This window comes from candidate division KSB1 bacterium (assembly GCA_034506255.1).
GTDB classification, from domain to species: Bacteria; Zhuqueibacterota; Zhuqueibacteria; order Zhuqueibacterales; family Zhuqueibacteraceae; genus Coneutiohabitans; species Coneutiohabitans thermophilus.
The window spans coordinates 31896-53781 of record JAPDPX010000008.1; the positions used below are offsets into that span (position 1 = coordinate 31896).

The window sequence follows — 21886 nt, forward strand, 5'->3', positions numbered from 1 at the left end:
ACGGCAGTATTGGGTGTGACTCGGTCGGTCCAGTCAGGGTGGAGCAGTTGCGTTCACAGGTTGCAGTACACTCGTTCGGGGTTGGAATGTGCGTTGTGCAGAGCAAAACTTCCGCCTTGCACTCCCGCTCAAAAACAACCCCGAACCGCCATACCCAGGACCGCTTGCTGCCGCCCGTGCCCAAACATGGCGCCGGGTCTGTCGCAACGAATTTTTAGCGGAAACTCATGCTGCCATCGCGATGAATGACAAAGATCGTCCTGCCGTCTGCGGCCGGCAGCACCCGGCCATTTTTGCCGTCATAGAAGCGCAGCTCCAGCGTCTCGCCTTTCAAATCGCCGCGCACGAAACCGTGTTTGCTCCGGCCCTTGTGCGTCATTTTGTCGTCAGGATCAAAGTGCTGCCACCAGGTGAATTCATGCGCCGCGGGATTGGCGGCTTTCACCCGGCTGACCTTGGCGCCTGCGCCCGTGCCGACGTGTATGCGCGGGCCGCCGGCTTTGTCCTGCGGCCGGTAGAGCAACTGCAGCACGTGTTCGTGCCCGGCAATCACCGCCTGCACCGTCACGCCGCTGGCAGCGATGGCTGCCTGCACCGCGCGCACATAGGCTTGATATTTGGGCGCACAGGTGTCTTCGGGATCGAGCAGATTCAGCACGTAATCCGCGGCATTGGAATCCCGGCTGCAGGGATTGAGATAGGCCACGGTTTCAGTTTCATCATCCCAATGCTTGTAGCCGCCGTGCGGGCCGAGTGAATGGAAGGGATGATGCACGAACAGCAGCCGCCACTTGACGCGGGCATCATCTTTGAATGCCGCCAGCAGGTGCCGCAGACTGTCGAGTGCCGGTTGCCAGGTGGTGGTGTCAGTGCGCAGCGGCCGCGCGGAATCGAAGAAGATCATTTGAATCTTGTTGCTGTCCGGGCCATGCAACGCGGCGCGCGGCAGGCTGTCGATGTAAGTCCACACCGGAATGCGGCGGGCGCGCTGATTGCCGCGGCTGCTGAAACCGTAGGGTGCGGTCTGCAGGCTGTACAGATTCAGCGGCAGCGTGAAATCAACCGCCAGGAAGGCATAGTAGTCGTGATTGCCGGCCACGGCATAAACCTGTTCGCGTCCCAAACCCTGCAGGACTTCCTCGAACGGCCCGAGCATGGCGGTGATTTTGTCCTGCACTCTTGCGCGCGGCACATTCAGGCCGGTGGGATAGAAATTGTCTCCCAGAAAAATCAATGCCTGAAACCGGTCTTCCCGAAACATTTTGCGCAGGACCGCCGCGTTTTGCTCCAGCACGTCGCCGCGCTCCCCGGTGTCACCAATGGCGACAAAAGAAAAATCAGCCTGCGTGGGTTGGAAATCGACCAGGGAAGGGCCGCACGACCAAGCCCAGCAGGCAAAAAGGACGGGCAGCAGGGGGGGCGAAAACTTCACATGATGACATGAGTGCATGTACAGGACTTTCGATGGGATTGAGTTTCTCTCCGCTGCCAGGCGGCCGGCCGCTCGCGATCGTTGCCCGGGCTTTCACTCGAACGGGAGCGATGCTGTCCGGCAGCCGCCTGGCGTTTCTGCTCGCCCGGGCAGCCGCACCTGTTGCCGAAACCGTCAAAACCTGAGCGCAGCGCTGACACGGCTGGCACTCCCCAGATTGCCAAAATCAGCGTAGGAGAAATCGAGATTGAGATGAAAGCGGTTGAGCGACCGGGCCACGCCCGCGCCAAAGGTGAAGGACTCCTCGTCGACATTGGCGCGATAACCGCCGCGCAGCGCCAGCGCCCGCCGCCACCAATACTCCACACCAAGATTGAGATTTTCGGCGTTGTCATTGGGGTGATTCAGTTGCAGTGCCGTGGTGACTTTGTGCCCGGGCCGGTCGATCACCTCGGTGGCAAAGCCGATGCGAAACACGGTGGGCGGCGCGAAATCCTGAAAACTGCTGGTGAGGGAGCCGTCCCGCAAGTACAGCGTGCCGGCGGGCTGTATATTCGTTCCGAAATTGGAAACCGCCACGGCAAAGCGCGCGCTGCCAAAGCCGGTCCAGTAGTAGGTGCCGAAATCCACGAACACGTTGCGGGCGTGCAGCTCGGCGAGTGTCTCGTCAACGTATTTGAGCGTGATTCCCACACTGAAGCGATCGGTCATGCGGCGCGCGAAGGTCAGGCCCAGCGCGAGATCACCGAACGACACGAAATTGCCGGTGCCGAACGGTTGATACACCGTGGTCTCTTCGAAATCATCGGTGTGCAGCGCGGTCACGCTCACCCCCAGCACGTTTTGCCCGCCCAGGCGATGCAGGTAGCCCAGAAATTCATGGCGCACCTCCACCGGCCAGTTCACGTGCGAAAAAATCAACTCATTCTGTTGCACCTGGGCGGCGCCGGCGGGATTCCAGTACAGCGCCGCGGCATCGTTGGCGAGCGCCACGAACGCCTCGCCCATGCCACCGGCGCGCGCGCCCACGCCGATCTTGAGAAACTGTGCCATGGCGGTGCCGGCGCGCTGGCTGCCGAGCACCGGGATGAATTGTGCCTGAACCGAACCGGCCAGCGCAACGAGCGTGAGGAGTGTGAGGCCTCGCATTGTCATGGTCATCTTTCTGTGCTGGCACGTGCCGCACGGTCCGGGGCCGCCGTGCAGGCATTGTGGAAACAGTTTGGGTGACCGCAGGAATCGCGCGGTGGTCGATCTTGCATTCCCCTCCGCGAATGCCGCCCCGCCGGGGAGGCGGCGCGTTCCGGGTTTGCCCGCCCGCCCCGCGCCACGCCTCGCAAGAGCGGTGTGCTCAGGCTCAGGCTGGCAATCTCTGATCATGGCATTCAAAACCTGATCACCAAACCCAGCCGAATGTTTCTCGGCGTCAAATAGCGTGCGGGGTTGAAGGGAAACGGATCGAGCGGCGCCTGGGTGTCGGGATAGAGCGGATCGTTCCAGCTCGTGGGCGTGGGATCGCCGCGTTCATAGGCCCGGCCGGTGACCGGATTGATGATTTGCGAATTCTTGCGATCGAACAGATTCACAATTTCCATCAGCAGCGTCACCTCCAGGCCCGCGGGCCGAAAATACTTCTCGAAATTCAGATTGACCCAAAACCAATGCGCCGCCAGCCGGCCGTAGGGATCGTCGGGCTCACCGTTTTGATTCAAATCCTCATCGTATTCCCGCCGGCCGTTGGGCAGCACCGTGCCGGTGAAAAATTGCGGGGTGTAGCGCTTGCCCGCCTGCGCAAAGGCGCGCAGGTTGAGATTCCAGTCCTCCGGCAGCCGCACGCCCAGGATTTTGGGGGCCTCGCCTTTGCGGACATTGAGATTCGCCACCAGGTTGATTTGCCACGGCCGGTCCCAAATGAGAAAATCCTCGGTGATCGGCTTTTCGGTGAGCGTGCCCTGCGCCACCAGAAAAGCGTCGTCGGGTGAGGAGCTTTTGCCGGTGGCGAGCGAATAGGAACCGCTCACCGAACCGGTGAGAAAGGTGCCGGCGCGCTTGCGATATTCCACCTCCACCCCGCGTGCGCGCGAGTAATCGAGATTGAGATAGGTCGTGAAGGTGCGGCCCGCCAGCCGGCCGCTGCCGCGGAAATTCACCGTGGTCACATAATCGAAAATGTCCTTGTAATATGCGGTGAGCGTGAACACGTCATTCTCGCTGAATTTGTGGCGCACGCCGAATTCATACGACACCGTGGTTTCATAGTCGAGATTGGGATTGCCGAACTTTTGGAAGGTGGATTTGGCGCTGTTCTCGCCCAGCTTGGCATAGACGAATTGCGGCTTCGGCCGTTTGGAGAAATGCCCGTAGGAAAAGAACAGCATTTGATTGTCGGTGATCGGATGGGAGATCCCCAGCCGCGGGCTGAGACGGCCGCGCCAGCGCCGGCCAAAGAAGTTGTAGGTGTCCGCGCGAAACTGCCGGCGCGTCTCCTCGCTGATCGTGAGGATCTCCGGATTGGCAATGGCCCGCTCGACGTACCGGCCCGGAAACCAATAATCGAAGCGCAGACCAAGATTGGCAATCAGGCCCTTGAATTTGATCTGATCCTGGGCATACAGGCTGCCATAGGCGGGATGGACGCGATAGATGTCGTTGTTCAATCCCAACCCGCCGAACCACGGCCGGTAGATGTCGATCATCTGCATTTCGGCAAACTGCGTCTCCACGCCGGCCTTGAATTTGTGCACGCCGCTGGCGCTGTGACGGTTGAGGTCGAATTTCAGGGTGTACTCCTCAACGTAGTGATCGTGCCAGGTGCTGCCGTTGCCGAAATCCCAAAACCCGTCGCCGGGAAACACCGAGATGATGCTGCTGTCGGAATTGTAAAAATAGGCGATCGGCAGCGTCACGATGTCCTGCGGCTCCTGATAGTGCGTCCACAACTTGCCGTTGACGTCGCTGCGCAGATGGCTGAAGTAGCGCGACAGTTTGATTTCGTAGAAAGTTTTGCTGTTCAGGGTGTGCGTCCAGGAGAGCGACAGACTCTTGTTGAGATGGGTGAAGGTTTGGAAATTGTCCAGGTTCTTTTCGAATTCGTAGGGGTATCCCGGACTGGGTTCGACATACTCCAAATTCGTCTGCAGCGACTTTTCGTTTTGATTGATCGCAACCGACTGGTTGCCGGAGAGCACGAGTTTGTGGGTGGGGGTGATTTTCCAGGTGAGCTTGAGCAGTCCCGACCAGTTGTTGTCCTGACGCGGTGCAAAACGGCTGCCGTAAAACGTCGAAGAGTAAAGCCGCTGCGCCCGTGCGCGCAAATAGGTGTCACTGGTGAGCGCGTAGAAATTGCCGAACAGGCTGAACTGGCCGGGGGGCCGCAGACCCAGGGCCGGCAGCAGGTAGCGCGTCAGCGGCTCCGGCCCGCTCAGGCTCAGCTCCGCCACGTCGGTGCGAAAGCTGTGGCGGTTTTTCGTGCTGAAATGGCCGATGATTGGCAGTGTGGGATCAAAATCGCCGAAGTGGTCGCGCTTGTAGGCGAACGAGCCTTTGTAGGAGGAACCACCCTCCTTGGTTCTCACATTGATGATGCCGGACATGGCCTGGCCGTACTCGGCATTGAAGCCGCCGGTGATGACTTCGACCTCTTCGATGGCGTCGGTGCTCAATTGCAGGCCGAAACCGGTGCCCGCCAGCGGATCCTGCACCGAGATGCCGTCGAGCAAATAGGCGTTCTCATAGGCGCGGCCGCCGCGCAGGTGAATCTCATTATCGGACTGCACCACACCCACCTGGCCGGCGACGAGGTCCTGCACGTTTTCGACGATCTGATTGGCAATCTCGCTGCTGCTCAGACTCCGACGGCTGGCGGTTTCCTCCAGATCGAACAGCGGCCGCTCGCCGATCACCACCACTTCCTGGCCGAGCGCCAGCACCGTGGCTTCGAGTTTCACGTTCAGGGTGGTGACCGTTCCCGCCGTCACTTTCACGCCGGTGTGCTGCACCTGCTTGTAGCCGATCATCGCCGCTTCCACGGTGTACACCCCCGGGTTGATGTTGGGAATCTGGTAGCTGCCGTCGGGGGCGGTGGCAGCGCCGTAATAAGTGCCCTTGATCAAAACGTGCACGCCGGGCAGGCCTTCACCAGTTTCCTTGTCGGTGATGCGTCCCACCAGCGTCCCCCTGGTCTGGGCCAGAGCCAGAGGCGCGGTCAGCAGCATGGCGGCGGCTGTCAGGCGGGCGAGCGCATGCGGTTTCATCTTGCCATCCATGAAAGTTTTGCAGCGGACAACGCGGAATTGCTCATTTGAAAATGTCCGTCAGGATTTTTTGGATCAGCACGGCCGCGGTGCCGTTGCCGTCCAGTGCGGCGATCGGCAGGCCGAAAAAGACGAAAGAAGAAGTCGCATCCACCACCGCCATCACCGGCGTGCCGGGCCAGGCTGCGGGGTTGGGCGGCAGCACATACAGCGTGTCGGCACTGATTTTTGGCACCAGCGGAAAAACGTTGGGAAGGATCGCAGAGGTGAGCTTCAACTCCGGAAAGCCACGGCCGGCGAAAAATGGCGCAGGGAGCACCACTTGATTGCGCGTGAGACGGTTGATCTTCGCGGCCAGGCTGTCCACCGGCGAGAAATCGAGCGCGACACTTTGATTGGTGGTGAACTCCTGAAAGGAGGTGGTCATGAGCAGCTTGCCGCCCGCGGCGAGATAGGGTGTGACGGTGGCCTGTGCCTTTTCGAGATTGGGCTCAGTGTCGGCGTACCACAGCACACGTTCGAACAGGCGCAGGGTGGCGAGAAACGTCTGAGCCGAGGCCGGCTCCAGGGCGCGGTTGTTGCTTTTGATGTCCCACACCTCGACGTGGCCCGCCACGGCCGCGAGCGCCTTGCGATAAAAGGCGCCGGCGTTGTCATTGATGTTGTAATCGTCGAGCAGCAGGAATTTGCTGCGCGGCTCCCTGACGTACCACACCTCGTCGTCGCGCCGCGGCATGCGGATGATGCGGCTGGTGGCGCCGGCGAGATCGACGGCGCGCAGATAAAAAACGTGCCGGCCCTCGCGCAAACCGTCGCTGGCGGTCAGCGTGATCGTTTGCGTGCGCGCCGGCAGATCACGCCAGACGGCGTTGGTGTCATCGAGCACGTACTGGTACTTTTCGATGGTGTCATCCCCATCGAGATCCGTGCCACTCCAGGTGAAGGTTGCCACCGTGAAGGTGGTGTCCGGCACCTCGGTGCCCGCCGGGAATTCCACCACCGGCCGGGTGTTGATCACCGGGAAGCGCTGCCGCGCCGCGCTCGGGTCGGCCGCCCCTTGATCATCCACGGCCTTGACGCGCAGGGTGTAGGTGGTGTCTGTGCCGGCCAGGCGCAGCGTGAAGGTCTCGCGCGTCGCGGTGGTGAAGGTCCAGCCGGAAGCCGGCGCGGCCGCGTTCCAACTCGTCACCTCCGCCGCGCTTTCGCTGAAGGTGTAAATGAAGCCCACCACCTCGCCGTCGGGATCATCGCCCCACCAGTGCAGCGTCTGGCGGCTGATCCCGGCGTTCAGCTCGCGCTCCGAAAAAATCGTGATGAAAGTCTCCGGCGGCTGGTTGGGATGGGGATTGTCGCTGAAATGTTCCGAGCAGCCGGAAACCAGCAACACCGCCACTGTATACTGCAGCGCCATGAGGAGACGGTTGTGCATGACGGCATTCTCCCTTCAGCTCGGCCGGTGGGAAACCCGCGCGCGGACGGCCCGCCAACGCGCGGCACGGCAGAGTCTTCAGAGGCAGCGAATCTGAAGACTCTGCGCCCGCCGCCGGCCTTATCGCAGCAACAACATTTTGTTCACTTTCTCGAAACTGCCGGTCCGCAGGCGGTAGAAGTAAACCCCGCCCGGCACCACCTGGCCGCGGTCGTTGGTGCCGTCCCACTTCGTCAGATGGCTGCCCGCCGGTGCGATGCCATCCACCAGCGTTTTGACTTTTTGCCCGAGCAGGTTGTAGATCGCCAGACTCACCCGCCCGGGCTGCGGCAGTTGGTAGCGGATGGCGGTTTCAGGGTTGAAGGGGTTGGGGTAATTTTGCTCCAGAGCGTAGCGCAAGGGCGGCTCGCGGTGATCGGCAACGCCGGTGCCGGGTCCGCGCACCACGTCGCGATTGTTGCGCGGCAGCAGCTTGTAGTTGTTGAAAGAGTAATGGTGAATGGCGGTGAGCGAGCGGATGCTGTCGCCCTTCACATATATCGAGTCCAGATTGCCGTCGAAATCGCCGAGATCATCGACGCGCACTTCGCCGCTGCCATCGTCGATGGCAAACTCGCCGAAGTTGCTCGGCGCATCGGGGAAGGGGTTGGACACCACGGCATTCCTCACTTGCACCAGCATGCCCTCCCATTGCTCGGCAGTGGCGGCGCCGGTGCGCAAATCACCGGTGCGCAGCAACACCGGTGTCGGCAGGGGATTGCCCCGGCTGAGAATGGTCACGCGGAGGGGGTTGGCACTGCTGGGATTGACGAGGCGCGTGACATTAAAATTTTCTTCCACCCGGCCGGTCACCGACACCAGATCGCCGGCCTTGACATTGGTGGTGTTGTCATTGACCCAGATGCCGCGCCACGGCGTGGTACCGTCCTGAATCCAGTAGAAGGAAAAATCGGTGGTGTCGGTGGTGACGATGCCCTGCACAGTGACGGTGAGATTGGTGTAACCGGAGTTGCCGTTGGCATAGGGCGTGTACTGCAAGTCGTAAATCGTCAGGCCGGCATCGCGCACGAAATAGAACAATTTCGCGGCCGCGGTGTCCGCCGGGATGGTGCTGCTCGCGCCCTCGGTGTCGGTGGCCTTGATGAAGAATTCCACGAAGGCGCCGTTGGCCTGTGCCGGGATCACCGCGGTGTAGAGATTGCCCCCGCCGGCGGTCATGGGCAGGCTTTGATAAGCGCCGCGGTCAACACGATAGCCCACCTCCGCACTGGCCACCGCCGTCTGGGCATCCACAATCGTGGCGGAAACGGTCATGCCGGTCGTCGAAGTTGCCACCACCGGATCGCGGCTCACATTGGTGATGGCCGGTGGTGAGGAGGCGACTTCCACATCGTTGATCGTGCGCGGATTGATGGTGACCGTGCCCTGTGTCGTGCCGGCGCGGATGTAGCCGGTGACATTGATGCGCGTGCCCGCCGGAAAGCCCGGCCACACGCCGCCGTTGGCACTCACCACGTCGAACACGGCATCGAAGTAATCATCCAGCGCAATGGAGCCGGTGGCGTCGCCCGCGATCATGATGTTGCCGGGCAGGCCGTTGGCGGTGACCGTCAGGTTCTCGAAGCGCACCAGCATGCTTTCCCAGCGCTCGGTGAGCTTGGGATCGGTCACCGCGCCATTGGCGCCCAGGTCGCCCGGTTTCAACAGCACCGGCGCCGGTCGCGGCGTGCCAAAATCAACGAACTCGACCGGCGTCACCGGATTGGTGAGCAACTCCAACTGCGTGATGCTGGCGGTGTTGGCGGCACCGGGGAATTCATTCACCAGCGCGGTGACGCGGATTTTGTCACCCGGCTGCACCGCCGTGAACTGCGTGCCGCTGACCGAAGTGTCGTTTTGAATCACGAACATGCCGCTCCACGGCCCGCCGCGCTCATCCTGCACGAACACGCCCCAGCGCGCGCCGACGAAGATTTCGCGGATGCCGTGCATCACCACGCCGGTGAGCGTCACGGTCCGGCCGCGCCACGGGGAATCATCGCTCAGGTTCACGGCAATGTCGGCGGCGCGCTTGAATTGCACATCGGCAATGTTGAGGCTGTCGCCCAGCGCGCGCGCACCGGGCGTGGCCGCGGCATGGATGCTCCAAATGCCGCCCTTCCAGGAAAGGTTCTCGCTGGTCTCGTCGTGACCAGCGATGCCGTTGCCGCCGCTCCAGGTCTCGACGTCTTCGACCTCCAGGCGGCGCTGTGCAGTTTTGCCGTCGTCATGCGGAAAGGCGTCGCCGTCGTTTTCGGCATCCACCACGAACTGCTGCGCCACCGGCGTGTCCGGCTGGTATGTCGAAGGCGTGGTGTCGGCATCGGGGCCGTCGATGCTGACGCCGGTTTTGTTGATGGCCTCGACCTTGTCACCCCAGACCACATAGTCAACGTCCTGCACGAGATCGCTTTGTCCATCCCAGTAAAACAGCACGATCATCTCGCCGTCGTTGGAAAGCCCGGCGGTCGCGCCCACCGAGACCGCCGTCATGTCGGGGGTGTTGGCATCGTCCCCCTTGATTTCGAAATCCGCGGTTTTTTGGTAGGTGGTCGCAAAGCCGGCGCCGGTGAAGGCGATGGTGAGAAATTTCCCGGGCGCCAGGCGGCTGCCGTTGGGAAATTTCACCATGAAATCCGAGCCGAAGGCGGTGAAACCGCCCTTCACCACATTGATGTAGTTGTTGTTGTTGTTGAAACATTCGTCGGACAAATAGTAATTGCCCAGCGTGACCGTGTCTGGGCCGGGATTGTAAATTTCAATGAATTCGCCCGCGGTCGGGGAGACGGCGAATTCCGTGATCAGCAGATGCGATTGCGCCCGGCTCAGCAGGGGCAGGAACAGCAGAAAAAGAAGATGGCTGCGTGCAAAAAACGATAGCGATCTGGTCATGAGTCACTCCTTCGCGTGAGATATTGAGAATGAAACCTGAGGGGTTCACTGTCCAGTTGCCGGCCAAATCTGCGCGACCAGTCACCCGCCGGGAATGCGTGTCGGTCCGACAAGTTTCCCGTTTCGACCGGGCCGGTTGCTTTCAGAAATTCACCGGGGCAACGCCGGGTTTTGCGCCAGCCGGGCCGTTGCTGAAACCTCACTGCCAACTTGCTGGTGCGCCGGCTGCCGGGCTGCTTGCAGATGCCAGTGCAGCATGACACCATGACGCCCGCTGGCGGCGGGCACAGGGGTCACTTGATCACCAGGAATTTGCCGCGCTGCACTCTGCCGTTTGCCAGATTCTTCACGACGTAATAGTAAAGCCCCGAGGCCAGCGCCTGGTCATCCCTGGTCACCAGGTCCCAGGCATGTTCGCCGCCGGGGAAAATGCGGCGGTCGCGCGAGAATTTTTCGAACCATTGCACCTCCTCGCCGCTGTAGCTGTCAGCGCGATGTTCGAAAGAATCGACGCGGTCGCCGGCCAGCGTGTAAATGCTCACTTCGCAATGAGCGGGCAAATTGTAGAAATAAATCTTGCGGTCGCGCTCGAGATTGCCGTCCCACGCTGCCTTGACGCGATAGGGATTGGGATAGACGCCCACCTTGATTTCGGCGCCGCCCGCGGCCGCACGCTGTTCCTCCTGCGGCGGGGTTCCCGGGAAGACGCGCAGGACATTGCTCAGCCGGCTGCTCTCCAGGCTGCCCAGGCGGATGGCGGGATCCCCGCCGTCGAAGGCGGTGACGGCGTAGGCATATTGCCAGCCGTTGAGCAAATTGTCATTCACAAAACGATAATGATAGTAGACCGTCTCGGGCTCGCCGGTGTTGGGGTTGTTCACGGTTTCGCCGAAGGTCACCGGGCGGGCGAGCCGCACGAAGTCGAAGCCGGTGTCATAGCCGATGCCGTTGACCGAGTCGAATTCCGCCAGCAGCGTGAAGCTGGAAAGCAAATCGCGGCCGGGCAGATCTTCCCCGAGCTGCGTGCGGTAAAGACGATAGCCCTCGAAATCCTTTCTGCCGCTGATGAAGTCGACGGACTCCTCCGCGGAACGATCCCAATAGATCGTCACGCGGCGGTCATCCGGAACCACCTTGACACGCGGCGGGGAAGGGGGTGTGGGCAGCACGTAGCGGTCGAGCTTGCCGTCGCGATCGACATCCTCGCCGGGATCGAGGCGGTTGTTGGCGTTGCGATCTTCGCCGTCGTAGGCGGTCTGCGCCCAGTAGGCATTGGTGTAGAGATATTGTTTGCTCTGCTCGCTGTCCAGCCGGTTGTCATCAGTGCCGAATTTGCCGGCACAAATCACCGCAAACACGACATTGATGCTGGAATCCGGCTCCAACATTTGAAACGGCCCGGTGGTGAGCAGGGTCATGAAATTGCCGGGCCGGCCTTTGACCACCCGATCAATCAGGAAGCGGGGCATCGGCTCGGCTTGTTTTTGATAACTCTCGAGATCGGTTTGCGGCGAGAACAGCACGGGGTCGCTGGTGTCGCGAAACAGCCAGGTGTTGAAGCCGGCGGTGGGACGGTAAGTCTGATCATTGGCTTGCGGCGTCGCGCCGAGAAGCTTCAAACCCACATACAAACCGTTGTCGGTGAAGCCGGGGTCGCCGTCGTAATCATAGGCGTAAGCCAGGCGCAGCGAATCCACGAAATCGCCGCCGCGATGCTGGTAAAACGGCGAGCCCACGCGCGGTGGGGTGATGTTGACGTTGCGCACCACCAGATCGGCCCAGAGTGAGACATAGAGTTCGTTGAGCCGGCGCCGGCCGGTGTTGCGAATGGTGTAATTCAAAATGACGAAGGCTTCGGCAAACGGAAAGTTCCAGGCGTAGGCTTCGAGATGGACGGAAAGGTTGGCGGGTTCGTGCTCCGGAATGCGGATGGTGGTGCCGGGCACGACCACGTTGGAGTCGGTGAAGTCCGCGATGAAATCCTGATGGCTGACGGCCGCGGGCGAATAGAACGGGCTGTCGATCAGGCTGGAGCGCTCGCGCACCCGATCGTTGGGATCCGCCGAGTTGGTGAATTCGAAGCCGGCAGCCACATCGCGCAGCGAGGCGATGTCGCGCGCCCCCGAGGTCAGAAAGATCGAGCCGTCCTCGCGTTTGCCGCCCACCCACAACCCGCCGACGAAAAGATGCTCGATGCCCGAGCCCTTGGGATATTCACACGAGGGCTGGTCCACCGGCGTTTGGGTGGCGAAGCCATCACCGAACGTGCCGAAGTTGGAGAGGGTCAGACCGATGCTGCCGACGGTGGTGAATTTGGTGTCGTCGTCGATGGTGGGTTTGAGCAAACGGGGATCCGGACGATCTTGTGCGAGTGCCGGGGGTGGAAGCAGGAGCGTCATGCACTTCAGGAAAACACCGGCCAGCAAGAGTTTTGCATTCATGTTGCGGGCACAGAATTTTGGGTTCCGGCTCAACAGCTTCGCGTTTGCGCACAGGTTGAAATGACGCGGCCAAGCTAACCATCCCGAGTCACTTTGTCAAGCGCCGGCGGCAAATTTGTCGGTCGAGGGCAGCCGCCGGCTTTCACGGTTGTTTTTCCATCAGGCAGGATCACGCCGTGCTGTTGCGCCCTTGTCGCAGAGTCACTGCGCGTCGGTGGCCGCGCCCTCATTCCGCTGGGTGGCAAGCGGCTTGATCCGCACCGGCCCGGCCGTGGCCGGGCTGTCATGAAGGTGGCATCGCCGGTGGCACCCGCCCTCGCGAGGGATCGCGGCCGGCGCGAACCCGTCCGTCTCCGGCATGGCAGTGCGCATCAGCACGCGCCGCTGTGCAGCAGTCACTCGCTCTTGATTTGACCCACGGTGGCATCGTACCACGCGGTCTCGGTAATCTCCGGCTGCACCTCCGGCCCGCGCCTGCCCGCGACCAGCCGGCCGGTCACCACCTGGCCGTCATGTTGAAACACCAGCAGGGTCTTCCGTTCAAAAGCTTCCCGCCGCAGCCGGCGCTTGGATTCGATGCTGGTCATGGGAAAAATATCATAGCTCGGCACCCAGGCCAGGCGGTCCATGTGCACCGCCCAACTGCAAGTGTCGCCCAGGAACAACAAGCTCTCGCCGCCGTCCTCCACCCAAACCGCCTGAATGCCGGCAGTGTGACCGGGTGCCACTTCGGTGCGCACGCCCGGCGCGACTTGTTGATCGCCATCGACGATCTCCAACTGGCCGCTTGCACGCAAGGGTTGCCAGTTGTGGCTGAGATAGGTGGCGGCAGTGCGTTCATTGGGAAAGCTGGCCTCCGCGAGATCGAGGCGCTGCACCAGATAGCGGGCATTGGGAAAAGTGGCCACCACTTCGCCGGGCGTGTCATCAGGCGTGGCCCAGCGGGTGGCGCCGCCGGCATGATCGGCATGCAAATGGGTGAGAATCACGATCGCGACCTGCTCCGCTTGAAAGCCGAGACGGCGCAGATCGCCGAGCAACCGTTGCCGCCGGGGACCGAGGCGCAGAATGGAACGCTGCTTGTCGTCGAACTTGTCACCGCGGCCGGTATCCACCATGATCAAACCCGCGGCGGATTCGATCAACAGCACGCGCAGCGCCGCCGGCACCTGGTTGCGCGCGTTGGGCGTCACGATTTTTTCCCACATCACGCGCGGCACCAGGCCGAAAAAGCCGCCGCCGTCTGCGGCTTCGACACCATCACTCAAAATGTGACACCTGATTGAACCGATTTGCAGAGAGTAGGGCATGATCATTCACCGCAGGCATGTCGCGGGAGTTGGGCGTTGCCAGCGCCGGATAAAATTCCGGCAATAGTTCACTGGCATCATCCGCAACGGCCTGGTTGCGGCATAACGCTTCACCCGGGACAGTGACAAGCCGAATTTTGCACCCAGATTGATCCCATCAGCAGGGGAACGCCGCTTTGATCCCAGCGCCCCCAAGGGGGTGCATAAAAAATTCTGCAGGCAAACGTTCAGTCAACTCCGGCAGGAGTGAACTGTTTTTAGCAAGCTGCATATCGCATTTCCCCAAACTTCGTCAGGAGTGGCCTGCCCGGCCCTCCTCAAAAAAACGCGCCCGCTCATGAGAAATTGCCATGCCCGTATGGGCACTTATCGGAATGAAAATGAGCTTTCGTAGTAATGCCTTCGGGCACCGACCCTGAAGGGTCTGCACAAAAAATGTAAAAATCAAACCCCGCAATCCGCCCACGAACGCAGAATCCCACGGAAAACGCCCTTTCGCGGGAGTGCATTTCCGTGGGCAAGAAGCCGTGACGCCTTCGGAAAACGGGCGATTTTCGCAATCAGGGCCTCTCGATATTCGAAAAAAGTGTTGCTTGACTTCGAGCGGAATATCTGACGGCGCTTGGTGAACACGCCATTTATTCCAGGCAACAGCAAGCCAGCATGCAAAAATCAGGTACAAGCCACAGCCCGGCCGCGGCTGAGCTTTGATGAACTCTGCCGGACGGTTGCCCACGTCGCAGCCGTGAACGCCACGACGGGAGCGGGATCACAGCGTTGTAACAGTCAGAAGTCCCCGCCGCTTCATCTGTGTCCTCCGGCGACCGGCTGGCGGCCAGTTGGCGCCGGTTGGAAATGTTTGGTACCGTCGCCCGAAGCGGTGCATCAAAATACCCTTCACCTGCAAAAAATCAAATGGCAATTCCCGTGCGCTTGCCGGCGACGGCAAGCATGCGCGGTTGCGGAAACCGGCGTGACTGCTTCCGCAACCGCGCGTTTTCGACCTTACATTTACCCCAAGTCCACCAGCGAGCGAGGCCCTGCCGGCACGCTTGTGTCACCCGGGCAGGCTTCCGCCGCAGTTTGCCCGTGCTGGGCCTCTTGCATTTTTGGCAGTGAGGCTTTATCATCCACCCTCAAATTGGCCGGCTCTGAACTTATTTCATTTCATCAGGAGTTGCCCGATGAGCACGCCGTTGATCTTTCCGCCGCCGGCAGCGATTGCCGCGCGCGCCCATCTCAATTCTCTCGAACAATACCGCCAGCACTATCAGCGATCGGTCACGGATCCGGCGGGTTACTGGTCGAGCGTTGCCGAAAGACTGCATTGGTTCCAAAAGTGGAATGTGGTCTGCGAGTACGACTTTGTGAAAGCCAACATCAAGTGGTTTGCCGGCGGCAAGCTCAACGTGAGTTACAACTGCCTGGATCGCCACGTGGCGGCGGGCCATGGCGGGCAGACTGCGTTGATTTGGGAGGGCAATGAGCCGGGCGAATCGCGGCAGCTCACCTATGCCGAACTGCTGCAGCAGGTGCAGAAATTCGCCAACGTGCTCAAAGCCCAGGGCGTGCGCAAAGGCGACCGCGTCTGCATCTATCTGCAAATGGTGCCCGAGCTGCCGGTGGCCATGCTTGCCTGCGCCCGCATCGGCGCGGTGCATTCGGTGGTGTTCGGTGCCTTCAGCTCCAGCTCGCTGCGCGACCGCATCAATGACTCTGCCTGCAAGCTGTTGATCACCCAGGACACCGGCGTGCGCGGCGCCAAACAGGACATCCCGATGAAGGCCAATGCCGATGCCGCGGTCACGGCCTGCCCCTCGATCGAAAAGATCATCGTCGTGCGGCGCACTGGTGAAAGCGTCAACATGCAGGCCGGTCGCGACTACTATTGGCACGAGCTGATGGCAGAAGCCGAGCCGGTTTGCCCCCCCGAAGCGATGGATGCCGAAGATCCGCTGTTCATTCTCTACACCTCCGGTTCCACCGGCAAGCCCAAAGGCGTGTTGCACACCACCGGCGGCTATCTCACCTACACCTCCTTCACCCACGAGCTGATCTTCGATTATCATCCCGGTGACATCTACTGGTGCACTGCCGACATCGGCTGGGTCACCGGCCACTCCTACATTGTCTATGGCCCGCTCGCCAATCGTGCCATTTCTGTGATGTTCGAAGGTGTGCCCAACTATCCTGACTATGGCCGGTTTTGGCAGGTGGTCGCCAAACACAAAGTCAACATCTTCTACACGGCACCCACCGCCCTGCGCGCCTTGATGAAAGAAGGAGATAAGTGGCCCCGACTGCATGACCTCTCTTCCTTGCGACTGCTCGGCACGGTCGGCGAACCCATCAAGGAGCCGGAGTGGTTGTGGTATTATCGCGTAATTGGTCAGGAACGCTGCCCGATCGTCGACACCTGGTGGCAAACCGAAACCGGCGGCATTTTGATTTCACCGCTGCCCGGCGCGACGCCCACCAAGCCCGGCTCCGCCACGCTGCCGTTCTTTGGCGTGCAGCCGGTGCTGTTGGATGAATCCGGCCGGGAGTTGCAGGGGCCGGCGCAGGGGTATCTCGCAATCAAAGCCGCATGGCCGGGCATCATGCGCACGGTGTATGGCGATCACGAGCGTTTCCGGCAAACATATTTCGACCGCTTTCCGGGCTATTATCTCACCGGCGATGGCGCGCGCCGCGACGAGGATGGCTATTATTGGATCACCGGCCGCGTCGATGATGTGTTGAATGTCTCCGGTCATCGCATTGGCACCGCCGAAGTCGAAGGCGCGATCGGCAAGGCCCGGGGCGTGGCCGAGGCCGCGGTGGTCGGCTTTCCGCATGACATCAAAGGCCAGGGTATCTATGCTTATGTCACGCTCATGACCGGCGTGACACCCTCCGATGAACTCGTCGCCGCGATCAACAAGACTGTGCGCGAGCAAATCGGGCCGCATGCCATGCCGGACAAGATACAATTCACCCCCGCCCTGCCCAAGACCCGCTCCGGCAAAATCATGCGACGCATCCTGCGCAAAATTGCCGAAGGCGACCTCGAACATCTCGGCGATACCTCGACGCTGGCTGATCCCGCCGTGGTCGAACAGTTGGTGGACGGCCGGAAGTGAGCATGCCGCCGCCACGCACGCCGCGCAACCCGTGCGAAGTGGCATGTTGACACACCGGATGGGCGGGGCAGGGAGCTCTGCGCCCGCCTGCCAGGCCGGCAAATCCCCCTGCTGCCGGATTTTCCTGTGAACCCCACCGCCCGGGTGCCTGAAATCCGCGCATTTCAAAGCCTCCGGGCGGTGGCGTTTGGGGACAGGCACGCATTTATTTCGCATGGCAGCAGGAAACATGACCTGCGGGAGGGGAGAGGGCGGGCCATGCCGCTTCCGTTTATATCCGGGCAGCATGCAAGAACGGCGCGGGCAGTGGTGTTTCTCGAACTGCTGCCCGAGGGGGACAAGATCCTGCTGCTGTCATACTGGGCAGCAGCAGGAGGAGAGGCGGTGCAGGGCGCCACAAGCTCACTTGGTTTCGGCGGCTTCTTCCGTCCGGGAAAGCTGAATCACAGGGCTGGTTTCGCTGCCGATGCCAAACGGCCGCCATTTCGTCTCGTCGTCGCCGCGCAGGCGGTGCTTGGCGCCGCCGCGCGCATGGGTCTTCTCGAAATCCTTGGGCTCGATGAGAAGCTGACGGCCTTCCAGCAGCCCGAGCACACCCTCCTGGCCCGGTTCCGGCCGGCGTTCGACCTGCTGCTCCAGCGGCTTGACCAGATTGGGATCGTAGGTCTCCGGTTCGGAATAAACCGTGATCAGACCCTCGAAATTGCGCAACACCACCCGGTGCGAGCCCTGCGAGATGAGATAGTTGGGCATCACGGGAATTTTGCCGCCGCCGCCGGGCGCATCGATGACGTAGGTGGGAATGGCATAGCCCGAGGTGTGACCGCGCAACCCTTCGATGATCTCGATGCCCTTGGCCACCGAGGTGCGCAGATGGCCGGCGCCCTCCACCAAATCACATTGATAGAGATAGTAGGGCCGCACGCGGATTTTCACCAGCTCGTGCACCAGCTTGCGTTGCAGATGCACCGAGTCATTCACGCCGGCGAGCAGCACGCTCTGATTGCCGAGCGGAATGCCGGCGCGCGAGAGCATGTCACAAGCGCGTGCGACTTCCGGGGTGATTTCCTTGTGATGGTTGAAGTGGAGATTCATCCACAAGGGATGGTATTTGGCCAGCATGTCGCACAGTTCCTGATCGATGCGTTGCGGCAGGAAGATGGGAACGCGCGTGCCGATGCGGATGATTTCGATGTGGGGAATGGCGCGCAGTTGTGCGAGCAAATATTCCAGCATCCTGGGCGGCAGGATGAGGGGATCGCCGCCGGAAAGCAGGACGTCGCGCACCTGCGGGGTGTGGCGCAGATAGTCGAGTTGCAGGTCGTATTCTTTGCGGTTGAATTGCGCACTGGGATCGCCGACGATGCGGCTGCGGGTGCAGTAGCGGCAGTAACTGGCGCACTGGGTGGTGACCAGCATCAGCACGCGGTCGGGATAGCGATGCACCAGGCCGGGCACCGGGGAGTGACGGTCCTCGGCGAGCGAGTCCTCCATCATCGAAGTAAAGGGCACCAGCTCCTCTTCAGTGGGAATCACCTGGCGCCGGATCGGGCAGTCCCGGCTGTCGGGGTCGATCAGGCTGGCGAAAAAGGGCGTGATGTCCACACGGAAGAGGTTTTTGGCGGAGAGCGCCTTTCTTTCGCTCTCGGTGAGGTTGATGACCTGGGAAAGCTCCTCCACCGAGTTCAAACGGTTGCTGAGCTGCCAGCGCCAGTCGTCCCATTTTTCGTTGGGCACGTCGGCCCAAATCTTCGGTCTGGGAGTGCGCGCCAGCGCACCATTGGGGCTGTTGGCGGATGACATGGGAATTCTCCTTTGCGATGAAGCGTGCGGGTTGTGATGTCCGGGGTCATGGTCCTGGGATTGATTGTTCGGCCGCGGAATGGCTGCCCGCCCTTTCCTGGAACACGTGCGCCGGGACATGAGGCGCACACTGGCAGCCCGGCCGGAGGCGCTTGCAAATGGGCGGTAAGGTACATTTTGAAGGGCTAAAAAGCAAAATCTTTGTAATGGCTCAGTTACGTGTGGGGGCAAGCAGCACAGACCTCTTGTCCAATGCCGCCAACTTTTCGAAAAGTCAGGCCGATAGCGGGCAAAAAAGTTCAAAAGCAATGACAGAAAAAGGAATCGCGAAAACACGCGGGCGGGCTTTTATCAAAAATATTCTTGCTCCCTGAATTTTGCACCCGGATTGCTCCCCTCTGCATGACGGAAAAAGCCATTTCGTGCGGGTGCATTTTCTTGGGAAAAAGCCGTGACGCCTTCGGCAAACGGGTGAATTTCGCAGTCAGCGCTGCTTCAGATTCGGAAAAAATTTTTTTGACTTCGAACAGAGTAACTGGCAGAGTTTTGTGAACACGTCATTTCTTCCGGGCAACAGCACGCCGGCATGCAAAATTCCGGTGATTGCCCGGCAAGCAACCTGAATATCTTCCTGCCATAGATCCCTCTGTCGCGACTTTCCTGAAAAAGTTGGTGACTTGGACATCCTGCCTGCAGTCAGGAATGTCTGCGCCACTCCACACGTTGCGCAGGGACGACAAACCTTTTGCATGAGAGCGGGGATTTGCACATATTCCGTCAGTTTACTCGCACGTCGAGCCTTTCTCGTAAACGTGGAAAGTTTATCCTGAGACAGAGCCCTCCCCTGCCATGAACACTCTGCCACTGGATCCTGCGGAGCAACGGGAACGCTTGCTCCACTCCCTGTTGCAGCACGGTATCTTTCAAAATGTGCCTGCCCATCTGACTGCCCAACTCACCGCCGGCATGCTGCAGACTTTTCGCAAGGGTGAGGTCCTTCTCAAGGAAGGCGAGCCGGCGCAGACGCTGGTGATCATCCTGCGCGGCCAGGTCAACATCATGCGCGGGCAGATTTTCCTGGTGCGGCGCGGCCCCGGTGAGATGATCGGCGAGCAGGGGGTGATCGATCAAGTGCCCTACAGCGCGGATGCGGTGGCGCACGACGAAGTGGAGGCGCTGTTGATTCCCGCGGACCTGGCGCGCGCCCTGTTGCACGACTACCACTTCACTCTCAACATCATCAAGAGCCTGTCGGGCAAGCTGCGCGAAGCCACGCAGGAGCAGGCGATTCGCTTTGCCGCGGAGGAAAACATGTTCGCCGCCTTTCGCAGCCACGTGCATCCGCGTGTGCTCGATGATTTGCTCGCCAAGGGCCTGGAGGCATACGGCGCCCCGCGCTACATCGATTGCGCCATCCTGTTTTGTGACATGCGTTCCTACACCGCGCTGTCGCTGGCCGCCGCACCCGAGGCGATCGTCAACGAGCTGAGCCGCTACCTCGACGCCATGATCGAGGTGATTCACAGCCACGGCGGCATGATCGACAAGTTCATCGGTGACAACGTCATGGCGGTGTGGGGGTTCGAACCGCCGCAGGAGGGTGCGGCCATCAAGGCGCTGGATTGCGCGCTGGAGATGCACGAAGTGGCGCAGAAATACTCCTTCGGCGGCCAGCCCATCAAGCTCGGCATGGGGTTGAACTACGGCACGGTGTTTTGCGGCAACGTCGGCAACGCGCGCAAACGCCAGTTTACCGTGCTCGGGCAGCCGGTGAATCTCGCCTCGCGGCTGGAAGCCCTAAGCAAAGTTTTGGATTCCCCGATCGTGATCGGCGAAAGCTTTTATCACGAACTGCCCTGGCCGCGGCAGCGGCTGTTTCAAGTGCATCACGGCGTCGCAGTGCGCGGCATCGGCACCATCACCTGTTATTCGCTGCGATCAGAGCGCAACACTCACAAAGTGGTGCACTGGGGGCTGATCGGCTGCGGCGCGGTCGCCGAAAAAAAGAGCGGCCCGGCCTATCGCAAGGCCAGGCACAGCGACCTGGTGATGGTGATGCGGCGCGATGCCGCCAAATGCGAGGATTATGCGCGGCGCCACGGCATCAAGCTGTGGACCACCTGCGCGGAGGAATTGATCAACCATCCCGAAGTCGAGGCTGTCACCATTGCCACGCCACCGCATCTGCACCGCCACTATGCCCTGCTGGCCGCCGCGGCGGGCAAACCGACCATCGTTGAAAAACCGATGGCGCGCACCTATGCCGAATGTGTGGACATGCTGCGCGCCTTTGAAGCGGCACGCGTACCGCTGTTTGTCGCCTATTATCGCCGCGCTTTTCAAAAGTTTCAACACCTGCGCACCGTGATCAGCCGTGGCCGGCTGGGCACCATCAAGCGGGTGCAGTTGCGCTATCGCCGGCGTTTCACCCCTATTGATCCACAGGATGTGCCTTGGCGTTTCAACCCCGAGATTGCCGGCGGCGGCCTGTTGCTCGATCTCGGCAGTCATGCCATCAACATTCTGCAGTTTCTTTTCGACGAGGCGCCGTGGCAAATCCTCGAGGCCCGGGTCGAACCCGGCCTGGGGCCGTTTCAGGTCGAAAAAAGCGTCGCGGTGCAGGCTGGCATCGGCAACGACATCAGCGCTGATCTGTTGTGGGATTTCGCCGCCGAGAAGCCGGAAGACTGGGTGTTGATCACCGGCGAACGCGGCGAAGCCGAGTTCAGCGTGTTTGCCGAGCGGCCCTACACCATCACCACGCGCAGCGCGGGATGGGAGACTTATCCGTTTCAACCGCCCGAGCACGTGCAGCAGCCGTTCATTCAAATGGTCGTGAATCACCTTTGCTACGGCACCGAAGCACCGTCGGACGGCAAGTCGGCGGCCATGACGAACTGGGTGATCGACAAGATCCTGGGAAGAATCTGAGGGCGGGACGGAAGAACATCCGGCTCTGGGTTGATTCGTGTGGATAATGAATGGCAGCACCCCGGCCGCAGGCGTGGCTTCAGAGCGCTTCCCGGAACGCTTCCCAGCTCTGGTTTTCACCCGTGAAAACTGCACCTTTGCGCAAGGGTTTGACATGATGGGGCGGGAGTTCCACTTGCGTGGGCGCTCTTTGGCTGGAATGCCGGTGACACGGATTGCCGCCGTGCCGCGTTG

General features: G+C 60.9%; 11 protein-coding genes. 3 read left to right on the plus strand and 8 right to left on the minus strand.

Annotated features, from left to right (window positions below; all coding sequences use genetic code 11):
• Positions 1 to 214: 214 nt before the first annotated feature.
• The 7 genes from ONB52_16700 to ONB52_16730 all read right to left on the minus strand — a co-directional run bounded on the left by ONB52_16700 (position 215) and on the right by ONB52_16730 (position 13796).
• Positions 215 to 1432 (minus strand): metallophosphoesterase, encoded by a 1218-nt coding sequence (locus tag ONB52_16700; GenBank protein MDZ7417776.1) that lies wholly within the window; start codon positions 1430 to 1432, stop codon positions 215 to 217.
• Positions 1433 to 1606: 174 nt separating this feature from the next.
• Positions 1607 to 2587 carry a PorV/PorQ family protein gene (locus ONB52_16705; protein MDZ7417777.1) on the minus strand — a complete coding sequence of 327 codons (981 nt, stop codon included), beginning with the start codon at positions 2585 to 2587 and terminating at the stop codon, positions 1607 to 1609.
• Between the two features lie 230 nt (positions 2588 to 2817).
• Positions 2818 to 5685 carry a TonB-dependent receptor gene (locus ONB52_16710; GenBank protein ID MDZ7417778.1) on the minus strand — a complete coding sequence of 956 codons (2868 nt, stop codon included), beginning with the start codon at positions 5683 to 5685 and terminating at the stop codon, positions 2818 to 2820.
• A gap of 43 nt (positions 5686 to 5728) precedes the next feature.
• Complete coding sequence (locus ONB52_16715) at positions 5729 to 7114, minus strand: hypothetical protein (GenBank protein ID MDZ7417779.1); 1386 nt, start codon at positions 7112 to 7114, stop codon at positions 5729 to 5731.
• A 120-nt stretch (positions 7115 to 7234) separates the two neighbouring features.
• A complete protein-coding gene (locus ONB52_16720; protein ID MDZ7417780.1) occupies positions 7235 to 10045 on the minus strand; it encodes a lamin tail domain-containing protein in 2811 nt (936 codons plus the stop codon).
• A gap of 293 nt (positions 10046 to 10338) precedes the next feature.
• The gene (locus ONB52_16725; protein ID MDZ7417781.1) at positions 10339 to 12486 is read right to left on the minus strand and encodes a hypothetical protein; all 2148 of its coding nucleotides are present in this window, start codon (positions 12484 to 12486) and stop codon (positions 10339 to 10341) included.
• A gap of 395 nt (positions 12487 to 12881) precedes the next feature.
• Complete coding sequence (locus tag ONB52_16730; GenBank protein ID MDZ7417782.1) at positions 12882 to 13796, minus strand: MBL fold metallo-hydrolase; 915 nt, start codon at positions 13794 to 13796, stop codon at positions 12882 to 12884.
• A 1184-nt stretch (positions 13797 to 14980) separates the two neighbouring features.
• Between ONB52_16730 and acs the strand changes: the two genes are divergently transcribed.
• Positions 14981 to 16918 (plus strand): acetate--CoA ligase, encoded by a 1938-nt coding sequence (acs, locus tag ONB52_16735; GenBank protein ID MDZ7417783.1) that lies wholly within the window; start codon positions 14981 to 14983, stop codon positions 16916 to 16918.
• Positions 16919 to 17320: 402 nt separating this feature from the next.
• Here the strand turns inward: acs and ablA are convergent, their stop codons facing one another.
• Positions 17321 to 18721, minus strand: coding sequence for a lysine 2,3-aminomutase (gene ablA / locus ONB52_16740; protein ID MDZ7417784.1), 1401 nt, complete (start codon positions 18719 to 18721; stop codon positions 17321 to 17323).
• Between the two features lie 158 nt (positions 18722 to 18879).
• On the opposite strand from ablA, the gene ONB52_16745 reads away from it, so the two are divergent.
• Together ONB52_16745 and ONB52_16750 are read left to right on the plus strand one after the other, a co-directional pair.
• The gene (locus ONB52_16745) at positions 18880 to 19095 is read left to right on the plus strand and encodes a hypothetical protein (protein MDZ7417785.1); all 216 of its coding nucleotides are present in this window, start codon (positions 18880 to 18882) and stop codon (positions 19093 to 19095) included.
• A gap of 475 nt (positions 19096 to 19570) precedes the next feature.
• Positions 19571 to 21652, plus strand: a complete 2082-nt coding sequence (locus ONB52_16750) for a Gfo/Idh/MocA family oxidoreductase (GenBank protein ID MDZ7417786.1) — start codon at positions 19571 to 19573, stop codon at positions 21650 to 21652.
• Positions 21653 to 21886: the final 234 nt, after the last annotated feature.

Bases quoted from the DNA above. Each gene is read 5' to 3' on its own strand.
- acs (MDZ7417783.1), top strand. From the start codon at position 14,981: ATGAGCACGCCGTTGATCTTTCCGCCGCCGGCAGCGATTGCCGCGCGC.
- ONB52_16745 (MDZ7417785.1), top strand. From the start codon at position 18,880: ATGGGCGGTAAGGTACATTTTGAAGGGCTAAAAAGCAAAATCTTTGTA.
- ONB52_16750 (MDZ7417786.1), top strand. From the start codon at position 19,571: ATGAACACTCTGCCACTGGATCCTGCGGAGCAACGGGAACGCTTGCTC.
- ONB52_16720 (MDZ7417780.1), bottom strand. From the start codon at position 10,045: ATGACCAGATCGCTATCGTTTTTTGCACGCAGCCATCTTCTTTTTCTG.
- ONB52_16730 (MDZ7417782.1), bottom strand. From the start codon at position 13,796: ATGCCCTACTCTCTGCAAATCGGTTCAATCAGGTGTCACATTTTGAGT.
- ONB52_16705 (MDZ7417777.1), bottom strand. From the start codon at position 2,587: ATGACAATGCGAGGCCTCACACTCCTCACGCTCGTTGCGCTGGCCGGT.
- ONB52_16710 (MDZ7417778.1), bottom strand. From the start codon at position 5,685: ATGAAACCGCATGCGCTCGCCCGCCTGACAGCCGCCGCCATGCTGCTG.
- ONB52_16715 (MDZ7417779.1), bottom strand. From the start codon at position 7,114: ATGCACAACCGTCTCCTCATGGCGCTGCAGTATACAGTGGCGGTGTTG.
- ablA (MDZ7417784.1), bottom strand. From the start codon at position 18,721: ATGTCATCCGCCAACAGCCCCAATGGTGCGCTGGCGCGCACTCCCAGA.
- ONB52_16725 (MDZ7417781.1), bottom strand. From the start codon at position 12,486: ATGAATGCAAAACTCTTGCTGGCCGGTGTTTTCCTGAAGTGCATGACG.